The following is a 13,354-nucleotide window of genomic DNA, read 5'->3' as shown; positions in this document are numbered from 1 at the left end:
ACTCATTTTATTTTTTTCTTTTTCTTCTTTTTGACACCTTTGTAAAATGGCTTTTTCCCTTTTTTCTTACCGAACGTTTGCTTACTATCACTATATCGTTTGTTCTTCTTGCCATTTTTTTCTGAGCGTTTGCCTGCTTGTTTTCCTTCTCGTTTTCCAGATTTTCCATTGCGTGCTTTTGGACGTTCCAACGCAGTGACCTCTTCTGCGGAAACGAGTTCAAAATCCACTGCTCGTTCATCTGGATCAGCTTTGACTACTTTTACGCGCACTTTTTGTCCGATTTTAAAAGTCAGACCAGTTCTTTCACCTACAAGCGCTAAATGATTTTCAATAAAATGGAAGTAGTCTTGTTTCAATTCATTGATATGGATCAATCCTTCTACTGTATTCGGTAGTTCGATAAACAGTCCGAATTTCACAACAGAGCTGATGATCCCGTCGAATTCTTCTCCCACTTTGTCCATCATGAATTCTGCTTTCTTCATCGCATCTACTTCACGTTCTGTTTCTACTGCGCGACGCTCCATCTTAGAACTATGATCCGCGATTTCAGGAAGTTCCTCAGCCCATAAACTTTGATTGCTTTCACTTTTATCTTGGCTATAGGAGCGGATCAGCCGATGGACGATCAGATCGGGATAGCGTCGAATAGGAGATGTAAAATGTGTGTAGTAATCTGCTGCTAAGCCATAATGCCCAAAATTGTCTTCTGAATAGCGTGCTTGTTGCATACTTCTTAGCAACATAGTATTGATAACTGCAGCTTCTGGTTTATCTTCTACTCCTTCGATCACATGCTGTAAATCTTTCGGTGTGATCGTTCCTTTCGTTCCTCGTACCAGAATGCCCAAAGCTGAAGCAAAATCAAAGAAGCGCTGCATTTTTTCTTCTTTTGGCTGTTCATGGATTCGATAAATAAACGGAAGATTTAATTTATTATAATGTTCAGCTACCGTTTCGTTGGCAGCAAGCATAAAGGATTCGATCAAGCGTTCACCTATCCCTCTGCTTCTTAGCTGGATATCATTTGGGTGTCCTTCAGCATCAACAAGGATCTTCGCTTCACGATCCTCAAAAGAAATCGCTCCACGTTTGATTCGCATCGTTTCAAGGATTCGATGCAATTCACCCATTTCTTGGAACATAGGCACGAGCTGAGCATAACGTTGCATCGTTTCTTCATCTTGATCTTCTAAGATTTGATTGACAGCTGTGTAGGTCATCCGTTCTGTTGTTTGGATCACACTTGGAAAAATCTCATGAGAGACAACTTGTCCATTTGGATCGATCTCCATTTCACAACTCATGGTGAGTCGTGGAACATGGGGATTCAATGAACAGATACCATTGGATAAACGTTGTGGGATCATCGGAATCACTCGATCGGTCAAATAGACACTTGTTCCTCTTTCGTATGCTTCTCTGTCCAGTTGACTGCCTTGCGTCACATAGTAAGATACATCTGCAATGTGTACTCCAAGAAAATAATTACCATTTTCTAATTTTTTGACCGTCACTGCATCATCTAGATCTTTTGCATCTTCTCCATCAATCGTAACAATGAGCTGATCTCTTAAATCTCTGCGTCCAACAATATCCTTTTCGCTGATCTGGTCTGGAACTTCATCTGCCTCAGACAACACATCATCAGGAAATTTTGTAGGGATATCGTTAGCCACGACAATCGAGAGGATATCCATGCCAGGGTCATTCTTATGACCAATCACTTGCTTGATTATCCCTTCTAAACTAGTCGCATACCCTTTTTCAGGGTAATGGGTCAGTTCGACCAGTACAATACTTCCGTCAACTGGACGAACTCCCTCTGCCGCTGCATACACTTTGAATTGGTTAAGCTTTCTATCTTTCGGGATGACCACACCATAAAGATCCGTTTCCTGTATCTCTTCGTCTGAATAAGCAACAAATTCTCCGGCTAACTGAGTAGTCGCTCGGTCTCGAATCTCCACTACTTTTCCCTCTGCTCCGCGATCCATATCTGTATTCGCTCGCTTCATGATATCAATTGCTACGGTATCCCCATCCATTGCAAAGCCAGTCGCTTCTTTCGGGATATAGATATCATCTTCTTCGGGATCAATCGTTACAAATCCAAATCCTCGTTCATTTGCCCGAAATGTCCCTTCGACCAAGATCGGTTTTAAAGGAAGTTTGACTTTTCCTTTTTTATTGAAAACGATACTCTGTTCTCTTTCCATTTGAGCAATCGTTTGTACTAGTAATTTAAAATCATCGCTTTTTTGAAAGCCTAGAGCTTCAGCGATTTCTTCCATAGAAAAACTACGTTTGCGACTGCTTTCCATGAAAAAGAGAATTTTCTCTTTTATTGTTTCTTTTGTCATATTTATTCCTCATTCCAAGGTAATTTTTCTAAAAATTCCAACACGTCTTTTTCTAATTCGCGTCTTGCTGTGCCAACTGTAATCACATGACCGCTTTCAGGATACCATTGAAGTGTCACCCGTTGGCGGCTCAATTTGCGTGCCGTTTCAAATACACCATTTGGGTCGATCATTTCATCTTTCCCAGCTTGAGCTAAAAATATTGGCTGTTGGATATCTGATAGTCTACTTTCTGCGATTGCTGCTTGGTCTTGTATATCCATTAATTGATGTTCAGCTAACGAGCGGTAAGACACAGCTTTTTCATTGATTTCTTTTTCTGATTTGCCTGCTATCTTCAGCACTTGACGTACATATTTTTCAAAATTTTCAGGCACGTTTGTTTCTACAGGAGACAGGGGCGAACAGAAAAAACCGCCGCCAATTACTGATTCTTCTTCTAGTGCCCGTACAGCAAAGATGCCACCCATCGATAATCCCAATACGGCAATATCAGAAAACTGTTCAGACTGTAAAAAATGGATGGCTTTTTTAGTATCTGCCCACCAGCTTTCTGCTTTTTCTTGCAAGATATCATATGGCTCCATCGTTCCATGTCCTTTAAATAGCGGCGCATAGACTGTATAATCTGCTTTTTCTAAAAACCGTGCGAGCATCCGGACATCATTTGGACTTCCTGAGTACGCATGAAGCAGCAAAACTGCTCGTTTTCCATGTTTTGCATAAAGGGGTTTTGGTAATTGTTTCACTCGTTTCACCTCTTTCGCCTCATTTTACCATAGTTTCTTTCATAACTTCTTCTTAAGCGTTCTCTTTGCAATAAAAAAAGCCGCCCGCCGTTGTGCGAGAGGCTTATTCGACTACTTCGAAGATAAAAATGCTAGGACAAATAATAAGATCATCCAGACAGCTCCCATGACTGCAGTTGATCGCTGCATGACAGCTTCAAAGCCGCGAGCTTTTTGTTTGCCGAATAGTTGATCTGCACCGCCGGTAAATGCACTCGCTGCACTATTTTGCTTGCTTGGCTGCATCATAATCGCAATGACCATAACAATCGATAAAACGATCACGATTCCCAAAATTAAATTATACATATAGCAGCCTCCTTCCCAAAAGATATCGTCTCTTTAACTTTATCATAGATAAAACTCCGTGACAACTCTATATAAATGGAAAAACAGCTGAAAGTGCAAAACTTTCAGCTGTTATTATTATGATTGGCGTAAGACGTCATGATACTCTGGTTTCTTCTCAAACTCTTTTTTTGCGTAAGGGCATAAAGGGATAATCTTTTTCCCCTCTCGTCTTGCTAGTTCTACTCCAGTATACACTAGCTTTTCAGCTAATTTTTGACCACGATATGCTGGATCGACAAATGTATGGTCAATGATCATGATGTCTGGCCCCGCATCCGACCATGTCATTTCTCCGATTTCTTGTTGCTCATCATTGAATAAAGCAAGACGATTTTTTTCCTCTTTGATTTCCATATGCCGCACTCCTCAAATAACTGATATTTTTTTATTCCTACCTTATTTTAACAGTCTCATGGTCTATAAACAATTATTTATCCTCGTATTGATTACAAAAAGGAAGAGAAAATCAATCCATCGTTATTCTTTGTTCAATAAATGAAAAAATCACTGTCCAATAGGTTTTCGGATCTTTCATCGATGCTTCCAAATGTTCTGCTTCTGGAACAAGCAGTAATGCTTTATCCCCTGCCGTAGCGTTTTGAATCGTGTATGCTGCTTCTGTAGGAACAAAATGATCTCTTTCACTATGGATGACTAACAAAGGCAAATGGTTACTACCAAGCTGTCTTGTAGCTGATGCTTGCTTTAAAGAATAACCTGCGTATTTCTGAGCATAGTGATTCGCATATCTCATGATCATTTTTTTAGGAAAGACCGTGATTTTACTTAACATGTACCGAAATTCCGCATAAACAGAAACATATCCGCTGTCTAAGATAAATCCTTTGACTGCAGATGGAAGCTTTTCACCACTTGCCATCATAATCGTAGAAGCGCCCATCGAACCGCCGTGCAAAATAATGGAGGCATCTGGTTGTTCATCTAAGATGAGTTGGATCCATGCAATTAAATCTAGTCGGTCTAGCCATCCCATTCCGATGATTTCTCCTTCACTTTCTCCATGCGCACGTAAATCGGGTATAAGAACGTTGAATCCTTTCTCTGCATATCTTTTACCTATATGAGACATATCTCTTTTCCCTGTACTTCGATAGTCATGTACACAAATGACCCATTTATTCTGCTGAGTTGGTTGGAGGAACATCTGTCCAGCTAGTTTCAACCCGTCATAACTTTTGATCGTTTTCGGTATTCCTTGTTCCCAGAAGCTTTCACATTCTTCTTCTAATTTTTGTCGCTTTTTTTCTACTGAGGTGACTGCAGCAGGATCCATCAAGCGGTGCCCAGTGTCTTCATACCAGTCATAGCCTCTCTGTACCCCCGCTCTTACTAATTTCTTTGCATAAAAATAAGAAAGAAAATGGTAACTGATTCCTATAATTATCAGAATAAGAATGAAATAAAAAATAACCATCGTACACCCGCCGCTTTCTGCCAAACTATAATCTATTTATTATACAATATACCGATCAATAGGATTCTTTTTCTTCGGCACACGTAAATTCCATTTCTTTTTCATTGTATCATTTACTTAAAGTTCTTCTCAATAGATTTACTTGTAAGAGAGCATTTACATTCACAATAAAAGCCAGTATACTAATTTCGTGCATTATAAACAAGACGCTCGTCTTGGACTGGTTCGGAAACTTCCCAGAATAAAAAACTAAGTATCTCTAAAGAAAGGAGATTGGAAATAATGCGAAAAGTAATTATTGATTGCGATCCAGGGATCGACGACACTTTAGCTTTATCACTAGCTGTCAAATCCCCTGATATCGAAGTAGTTGCTATTACCGTCGTTTGCGGGAATGTCCCTGTAGATATCGGTACGCAGAATGTGCTGAAATGTTTGGAACGCTGTGATCGTTTAGATATCCCTGTTTATCAAGGAATGGAAAAACCTTTGAAGCAACCTTTCATTAGTGCGCAAGACACTCATGGGATGGATGGATTAGGGGAAACAAATTTCCCGATGGTCTTAGCCAAACAGGCAGAACCGCTCCATGCAGTTGATTTTCTGGCTGATTATTTCAAAGAAAAAACAGATACATCAGTCATTGCTTTGGGTCCTTTGACCAATATCGCTTCTGCTTTGAAAATCAACCCAACTGTTGGGAAACATATGGATCGTTTTGTCTCAATGGGCGGAACTTACAAAAGCCATGGTAACTGTTCACCAGTTGCTGAATACAATTACTGGTGTGATCCTGAAGCAGCTTCTTATGTATTCGAGAAGCTCAAACAACCGATAGAAATGGTTGGGTTAGATGTGACAAGAGAAATCGTTTTGACACCGACTATCCTTGAATATTGCTGTCAAATGAATCCTGAAGAGGGAGAGTATCTAAAAGCGATCACTCGTTTTTATTTTGACTTTCACTGGAAACAAGAAAGAATCTTGGGGTGTGTCATCAATGATCCATTAGCTGTTGCTTATTTTATCGATGAGTCCATCTGTGAAGGCTTTAAAAGCTTCACTGCTGTAGAAACTGAAGGAATAAGTCGCGGGCAAACATTGGTTGATCGTTATGAATTTTGGCAGAAACCTACTAACAGTAAAATTATGATAAAAGTAGATACTTGTCTTTTTTTCCAAAAGTTTTTAACCGTTCTTTTAAATGCACAAGAAGAAACGATTATGAAAGATTTGGAAAGGTTAAAGATGGGCTAACAAAATGAATAAAAACAAGATGGCAACTCGCGTACTTACAATGATGGCTTTGTGTATTGGGATCAATTATGTTGGAGGAACGATTGCTTTATGGCTTCGTTTACCAATCTATCTAGACTCTATTGGAACGATTTTTGCTGGCGCGTTACTTGGTCCCATACCAGGAATGTTGACAGGACTATCCAGCGGTGTATTAAGCGGGGTGACTACAGATATTTTTTCACTGTATTATTCACCGATCCAAATCCTCACAGGTTTGTTGGCTGGATTGATTTTACCAAGGTATCTCGACAAAGATAAAAAACGTTTGAAACTCTTATTACTCGCTTTGATTTTGTCTGTACCTGGAACGATCGTCTCTTCGATCATTACCGTTCAGTTATTTGGCGGAATCACTTCCTCAGGGTCTAGCATGATCGTCCAATTATTACATGGGTTAGGTTTCGATCAAACCATCAGTGTGATCTTGGTACAGGCAGGCACAGACTACCTTGACCGTCTGCTATCTGTCGTCGTTGTTTCATTAGTCATCACTATGTTGCCGCAGCGCTTGATATATTCCAAGAGAAAAATAGGATGAACAAACAGAGCCAAATGAGCAAAAAGTTGCTCATCTGGCTCTGTTTTTCATCGATTAAAAAAACTTACGCTAAGTAGGATAAAATAATGGCTTGATATTTTTCGATCATATCTAAATAATTATCGAGCTCGACATACTCATCTACTTGATGAGGCAAAGTAACGACACCAGGCCCAAAGACGACAAAATCGAAGGAGTGGTCAGCTTTTGTAAATTCGGCTGCATCTGTGGTTGCTGCCGCTCCAACTAAAGGTAATGGCTGACTGAATTGTTGCTGAATGCAATGAATCAAAGGAGAATCTGGATCTGCTTTGACAGGTATTTTGTTGTAATCGATCGTCAATTCCAAATGGTAGTCTGTCTCTTGATTCAATTCCTTGACGATTGATTGCAGTAATGCAATGATTTTATCATTTGGATATTCAGGAATCGATCGGATATTCCCTTGAAGCTGCGCGTGACTCGGAATGCTGTTTACTTGATTTCCGCCGCTGATCAACGTGACATTATGGATTGTTTTTCCTAAGACGGGATTCTCGATTGTTTCAGCGAGGTGATTCATTTCAGCATCTGCTTTCGTAATAAATTCATTTAGATGATTGATCGCATTATAGCCTTGGTCTGGCATAGAGCTATGCGCTTCTTTTCCGTGCGAGATGACCGTATAGTTGATTGATCCCATGTGTGTATACATCAAACTGTAATTAGTTGGCTCTCCGATGATCAAGGCATCTAAGTCATCCACATAACCAGCTTTCGTGAGCTGTTCCCCACCTAATTCACCCACTTCTTCTCCGACAGTGGCTAATAATTTGACTGTTCCGTTAAATGGTTTTCCTGACTCTTTGAGTTCGATCATGGCAATCACCATTGCCGCCAAGCCACTCTTCATATCTGTAGCCCCACGTCCGTACAAACGATTCCCATGGATTTCTGCTGCAAAGGGCGCATAGGTCCAAGACGATTCATTCCCCGCCGCCACGACATCCATATGACCAGATAGGCCTAACACTTTTCCTGATTGCCCTTTTTGGAATTGAGCAATCAGATTATCTCTACCATTACTGTAAGAAACGAGTTCTCCTATTATGCCATGTTTTTCCAAAAGCTTATTCAAATAAGCTGCTACTTCGCCTTCGTTTCCATTCACTGATTTTATTCGGATAATCTCTTGTAAAATCGCAATTTTTTCTTCTTTTTTCATCTAATCTTCTCCTTTGCCGTTTCTTTTTATTGTATTGGAGTACGCCTAGATTTTCAAATAAGAGAGGCCACAGAAAAAAAGGGCGTGACAAAAGCAGCGTCACATTCCCCTTTTCCAAGTAAATGGCGTTCAAAATCTTGCCTCTACGCTAGTAAATCCAACCAAGTAAAAAAACAAGAGAAGCTACTTTGTTGAACTGTTCTTCTGTAGTCAAATCATTTTATTCCTCATCATTGAAAATAAGAGTATCACATGATCTATAATTACCCCTCCTTACGTAATAACCACGTAGCCAATTATTTTCTTCAAGAGAGTAGTCATACTCATATTCATACAAACTATTCCTTACCATGAAAAAAATACTGACACCGCCTCTACCACTTTTCGTATCTTTCACCACTCTTGAAATAAAAATATCATAATCGGTTAATTGGTATTCCTCCTCTAATAATTGATACAGTGCTCGTGTAGCTATATGTTTCTTGATTGGAAATTGATAGAGCCATGTACCCCCTAACAGTAAACATATCGAAATAAAAATCTTAGAACAGTAATTTCTTTTTTTAGAAATCCTCCTTCTCATCATCAATTCTCCCATGTTAAGATATGGATCGCTCTTTCATCAAAATAATCAGGAAGATCGTATGGCAAAGCAATAAGCGGCTGATACATTCCTCCTACCTGCACAGCAGCCGAAGCATACCAATAAGCTTGCCAGACGATTTTAGAACAGTAAGTCGGATCCATCCCAAAAATATTTGTAGTTATCCCATATTTATAATTTTTACCATCGTAATTATCTAATGCCCATCGAGCAGCTAATCTTGGTTGATATTGTTCTGTGACCCGATAGATTTTCGTCCAAGTACCTTTTTTTCCATAAGCTGATTCCCATTCTAGAACGCTCATTGTTTTTGGTGGTTTTCCTGATCCTTCAATTGAAAGGATCTGATTTTTCCCCACACTTCCTAAATAAATCCCAGCATGTCCAGTGACTCCCCAAAAACTAGTGTCGTTCGTAATCAAAATATCTCCATAATACATTTTTGTCCTTGCATTTCTAAATTCTGGAGCGACTGGATCCGTTGGAGGTTCTGAGGTGGCTAACTGCGTAAAAAGCTCAAAGGTCACATCTTCTTCTAAGACCCCTAACGCTTTATATTCCTCATACTTCGTTCTTAACTCGATTTCGTCCATACGGTTTTTAGAGAGGCGTTTCAATTTGGCTTGCTGTTGCTCGTTTTCTTCAAATCTATCAAGTTCTTCTCCAAGTAAGGCATTTCTCGTCAAATATTCTTCTACTTCATCTGCGTGCGCTTTGGGTGTTACTACGATAACAAGTCCTATGAACCCGATAAGACCCAGTATCTTCAAAAATTTTTTCATTTTTCTGTCTCCCTGTTCAAATGATTTTTATCGAAAGAGGAAGATTGCCATCCCCTTTTTGAAGAGAATCATCCTATCCGAGCGTAAAAGGATATGAATGAAACGAAGACTGCTTCCTCCTCTCTTATTGTTCTATCCTTAAAAGGTCCTAAACGATGTTATCTCTTGATAACTGATTTTTTTCGATACGATTATCTCGTATCGATATTTGTAAATATTATATACAGAAGCCAGTTACAAAAATAAAATTATGAGTTATTTTTAATAAATACGGATATTTATATAATAGGGTTTATATGATATATATAAATAAACAGTTGTTATTATAATAATTTATGTACTCTCCCGATTTTTCTGTTCTTAAAAAAGAGATTTATTCATCAAATGATTTTCACAACAAAAAAACTCTCTACTTGCTGAAATCAGCAGGTAGAGAGTCTGATTACTTAACTAAGTGATCATGCTCGTCTATCTTTCAATCGGTCGATCATGTATCTTCATTAGAAAAGAATTATTTGTTTTTCAAGTTGTAGAAAGATTTCAAACCTTTGTATTCTGCAACTTCACCAAGTTGGTCTTCGATACGTAGTAATTGATTGTATTTAGCAATACGGTCAGTACGTGATAGAGAACCTGTTTTGATTTGACCAGCGTTTGTTGCAACAGCGATATCAGAGATTGTTGAATCTTCTGTTTCACCAGAACGGTGAGATACAACTGCTGTGTAGCCAGCTTCTTTAGCCATTTCGATAGCTTCGAAAGTTTCTGTTAATGTACCGATTTGGTTCACTTTGATAAGGATTGAGTTAGCAATTCCTTTTTCGATACCTTCAGATAATTTTTGAGTGTTTGTTACGAACAAGTCGTCACCAACTAATTGAACTTTGTCGCCTAATACGTCAGTTAATTTCTTGAATCCGTCCCAGTCGTTTTCGTCTAATCCGTCTTCGATTGAGATGATTGGATATTTAGAAACTAATTCTTCGTAGAATTTGATCATTTCGTCAGTTGTTTTTTCGCCTTCGCCTGAGTCAGCTAGTACGTAAACGCCTTTTTCTTTGTCGTAGAATTCTGAAGAAGCAGCATCCATAGCAAGAACAACGTCTTTACCAGGTACATAGCCAGCTTTTTCGATTGCTTCGATGATTACTTCGAAACCTTCTTCGTTTGAACCAAGGTTTGGAGCAAATCCACCTTCGTCACCAACAGAAGTTGCTAATCCGCGAGCTTTCAAGATTGAAGCTAATGCGTGGAATACTTCAGCACCCATACGTAGAGCTTCTTTGAATGTTGGAGCGCCAACAGGCATAATCATGAATTCTTGGAAGTCGATTGAGTTATCAGCATGTGATCCGCCGTTGATGATGTTCATCATTGGTGTTGGCAATACTTTCGTGTTGAATCCGCCTAGGTAGTGGTATAAAGGTACTTCTAGGTAGTCAGCAGCTGCACGTGCAACAGCGATAGAAACACCTAAAATAGCGTTCGCACCTAATTTACCTTTGTTAGGAGTTCCGTCTAAAGCGATCATAGCTTTGTCGATAGCCATTTGGTCACGAACATCGTAGCCAATGATTGCTTCAGCAATGATGTTGTTTACGTTGTCGACAGCTTTAGTTACACCTTTACCGCCATAACGAGCTTTGTCTCCGTCACGTAATTCAACTGCTTCGTATTCACCAGTTGAAGCACCTGAAGGAACCATTCCGCGGCCAAAAGCTCCGCTTTCTGTGTATACTTCTACTTCGATTGTTGGGTTACCACGTGAGTCTAAGATCTCGCGAGCGTAAACATCAGTAATAATTGACATGTTTTGTCTCTCCTTTGAGTTTGTTTTTTCCTAAGGGATTTCCCTCATATACGATTTTAGTTAATTTTGCTCATTAGTGCAAACATTTCTTGCATTTTTCGCAAATTTTCACCAATTATTTTACAGCGTCTAACAATGACAAGAATGAATCTGCTTGCAAGCTTGCGCCGCCGACTAAAGCACCGTCAACATTTTCTTTTGCCATGTATTCAGCAATATTTTCTGGTTTTACAGAACCGCCGTATTGGATACGAACAGCTTCTGATACTTCTTTTCCATAAAGTTTTTCAACTGTTTGACGTACAACACCACAAATTTCGTCAGCGATTTGTGCGTCAGCTGATTTACCAGTACCGATTGCCCAGATTGGTTCATAAGCAATCACCATGTTTGACACTTGTTCAGCTGAAAGGTCAGCTAAACCAGCTGTAATTTGTCCTTCGATCCATTCAGCAGTTTTGCCTGCTTCATATGTTTCTAAAGATTCGCCACAGCATAAGATTGGTGTCATACCGTTTGCAAAGATAGCTTTTGCTTTTTTATTGATGTCTTCGTCTGTTTCATGGAAATATTCACGACGTTCTGAATGTCCGATGATCACATAGTGAACACCTAGATCAGCAAGAGCTGCTGGTGAAGTTTCACCAGTGAACGCGCCTGAGTTTTCCCAGTAGCAGTTTTGTGCTGAGATTTTTAGTTCTGTACCTTCAGCTGATGTCATTAATTCTTGTAAGAATAATGCAGGAGATCCGATGACTGAATCAACCTTGTCATTTGAAGGGATTTTGTTTTTTACTGCTTCAGCAAATTCTTTTGCTTCTGATGCAGTTTTGTTCATTTTCCAGTTACCTGCGATAATAGGTTTACGCATTGAGGAACACACTCCTTAATTTATTGAAAAATGGCTAGGGAGTCATGAAAACTCCCTTCACCTTTTGATCGATCACTCGTCAGAATAGAGCAAACTTGGCTGTTTATTTATCGTTGATTGCTGCTAGTCCTGGTAATTCTTTACCTTCAAGCAATTCCAAGCTTGCGCCGCCACCTGTTGAGATGTGTGTGAATTTGTCAGCAAAACCTAATTGTTCTGCTGCTGCAGCTGAGTCTCCGCCACCGATGATTGTTGTTGCGCCTTCTAAGTTAGCGATTGCTTCACAAACACCGATTGTACCTTTAGCAAAGTTACTCATTTCAAATACACCCATAGGTCCGTTCCAAACAACTGTTTTTGCACCTTGTAATGTATCAGCAAATAATTTTACTGATGCTGGGCCGATGTCTAAAGCCATCAAACCGTCAGGAATGTCTCCTTCGATTACTTGTGTTTCTACATCATTTGAAAATTCTGGTGCACAGACATTGTCGATTGGCAAGACAAGTTTGTCGCCTGCTTTTTCGATCAATTCTTTTGCTAGTTCTACTTTGTCAGCTTCTACTAGAGAGTTACCGATCTTGATTCCTTTTGCTTCGTAGAATGTGTAAGTCATTCCGCCACCAATCAAGATTTTGTCTGCTTTAGGAATCAAGTTTTCGATTACGCCGATTTTATCAGAAACTTTTGCGCCACCAAGGATTGCGATCATTGGGCGTTTTGGTTCTTCTACTGCTTCACCGATGAACTTGATTTCTTTTTCCATCAAGAATCCAGCAACTGTTGGGATACCAGTTGAAGCGATACCTACGTTAGAAGCATGCGCACGGTGAGCTGTACCGAAAGCATCGTTAACAAATACATCACCTAATGAAGCCCAGTATTTACCTAGCTCTGTATCGTTTTTGCTTTCTTTTTTACCGTCAACGTCTTCAAAACGTGTGTTTTCAAATACGACAACGTCGCCATCTTTCATGTTGCGGATTGCTTCTTCTAATTGTTCTCCGCGAGTTTCAGGTACGAATGTTACTTCTTTACCTAATAATTCGCCTAGACGTTTTGCAACTGGAGCTAAAGATTTTCCTTCTTTATCTTCTTCTGTTTTTACACGTCCAAGGTGAGAGAAAAGGATTGCTTTTCCGCCTTGTTCTAAAACGTAGTTGATTGTTGGCAATGCTGCTTTGATACGAGTGTCGTCAGTGATCACGCCGTCTTTCAAAGGAACATTGAAGTCAACACGGACAAGAACTTTTTTGTCTTTTAAATCGATATCTTTCACTGTTTTCTTAGCCATTTTATTTCCTCC

The 13,354-nt window shown here is 39.5% G+C and carries 13 protein-coding genes and 1 riboswitch; of the genes, 2 read left to right on the top strand and 11 right to left on the bottom strand.

The genetic code is table 11. From position 1 onward, the window contains the following. Positions 1-2: 2 nt before the first annotated feature. From rnr to AB3I00_RS00115, 5 genes are all read right to left on the bottom strand, one after another. Positions 3-2,366 carry a ribonuclease R gene (gene rnr / locus AB3I00_RS00135; protein WP_368024566.1) on the bottom strand — a complete coding sequence of 788 codons (2,364 nt, stop codon included), beginning with the start codon at positions 2,364-2,366 and terminating at the stop codon, positions 3-5. A 2-nt stretch (positions 2,367-2,368) separates the two neighbouring features. Beyond that, positions 2,369-3,124: a carboxylesterase gene (locus AB3I00_RS00130; RefSeq protein ID WP_002300470.1), complete on the bottom strand. Its 756-nt coding sequence runs from the start codon at positions 3,122-3,124 to the stop codon at positions 2,369-2,371. A 102-nt stretch (positions 3,125-3,226) separates the two neighbouring features. After that, positions 3,227-3,463: a preprotein translocase subunit SecG gene (gene secG / locus AB3I00_RS00125; RefSeq protein WP_002292802.1), complete on the bottom strand. Its 237-nt coding sequence runs from the start codon at positions 3,461-3,463 to the stop codon at positions 3,227-3,229. 117 nt (positions 3,464-3,580) lie between these two features. Next, the gene (locus AB3I00_RS00120) at positions 3,581-3,859 is read right to left on the bottom strand and encodes a GNAT family N-acetyltransferase (protein ID WP_002300467.1); all 279 of its coding nucleotides are present in this window, start codon (positions 3,857-3,859) and stop codon (positions 3,581-3,583) included. 112 nt (positions 3,860-3,971) lie between these two features. Beyond that, entirely contained in the window at positions 3,972-4,940 is a 969-nt protein-coding gene (locus AB3I00_RS00115) for an alpha/beta hydrolase (RefSeq protein ID WP_270341386.1), read from the bottom strand. 214 nt (positions 4,941-5,154) lie between these two features. After that, a riboswitch (PreQ1 riboswitch) is annotated at positions 5,155-5,199 on the top strand. Positions 5,200-5,222: 23 nt separating this feature from the next. Here AB3I00_RS00115 and AB3I00_RS00110 point away from each other — a divergent pair. Both AB3I00_RS00110 and AB3I00_RS00105 read left to right on the top strand, forming a co-directional pair. Then, complete coding sequence (locus AB3I00_RS00110) at positions 5,223-6,197, top strand: nucleoside hydrolase (RefSeq protein WP_368024565.1); 975 nt, start codon at positions 5,223-5,225, stop codon at positions 6,195-6,197. A 4-nt stretch (positions 6,198-6,201) separates the two neighbouring features. Then, the gene (locus tag AB3I00_RS00105) at positions 6,202-6,777 is read left to right on the top strand and encodes an ECF transporter S component (protein WP_002292808.1); all 576 of its coding nucleotides are present in this window, start codon (positions 6,202-6,204) and stop codon (positions 6,775-6,777) included. Positions 6,778-6,841: 64 nt separating this feature from the next. Here AB3I00_RS00105 and AB3I00_RS00100 read toward each other — a convergent pair whose 3' ends face one another. The 6 genes from AB3I00_RS00100 to pgk all read right to left on the bottom strand — a co-directional run bounded on the left by AB3I00_RS00100 (position 6,842) and on the right by pgk (position 13,342). Beyond that, positions 6,842-7,981: an ArgE/DapE family deacylase gene (locus AB3I00_RS00100; RefSeq protein WP_368024564.1), complete on the bottom strand. Its 1,140-nt coding sequence runs from the start codon at positions 7,979-7,981 to the stop codon at positions 6,842-6,844. 220 nt (positions 7,982-8,201) lie between these two features. Further along, complete coding sequence (locus AB3I00_RS00095; RefSeq protein ID WP_368024563.1) at positions 8,202-8,564, bottom strand: hypothetical protein; 363 nt, start codon at positions 8,562-8,564, stop codon at positions 8,202-8,204. A gap of 2 nt (positions 8,565-8,566) precedes the next feature. Then, a complete protein-coding gene (locus AB3I00_RS00090; RefSeq protein WP_368024562.1) occupies positions 8,567-9,367 on the bottom strand; it encodes a YiiX/YebB-like N1pC/P60 family cysteine hydrolase in 801 nt (266 codons plus the stop codon). Between the two features lie 511 nt (positions 9,368-9,878). After that, a complete protein-coding gene (gene eno / locus AB3I00_RS00085; RefSeq protein ID WP_002292812.1) occupies positions 9,879-11,177 on the bottom strand; it encodes a phosphopyruvate hydratase in 1,299 nt (432 codons plus the stop codon). A 115-nt stretch (positions 11,178-11,292) separates the two neighbouring features. Then, positions 11,293-12,048 (bottom strand): triose-phosphate isomerase, encoded by a 756-nt coding sequence (gene tpiA, locus AB3I00_RS00080; RefSeq protein ID WP_002292815.1) that lies wholly within the window; start codon positions 12,046-12,048, stop codon positions 11,293-11,295. A gap of 103 nt (positions 12,049-12,151) precedes the next feature. Next, positions 12,152-13,342 (bottom strand): phosphoglycerate kinase, encoded by a 1,191-nt coding sequence (gene pgk / locus AB3I00_RS00075; RefSeq protein ID WP_002292817.1) that lies wholly within the window; start codon positions 13,340-13,342, stop codon positions 12,152-12,154. Positions 13,343-13,354 lie beyond the last annotated feature (12 nt).

The organism is Enterococcus sp. C76 (assembly GCF_040886985.1).
In the GTDB taxonomy this organism is placed as follows: Bacteria; Bacillota; Bacilli; order Lactobacillales; family Enterococcaceae; genus Enterococcus_B; species Enterococcus_B lactis.
Note: the sequence above shows the minus strand (reverse complement) of the source record. Positions and strands in the feature narration are given on the sequence as shown.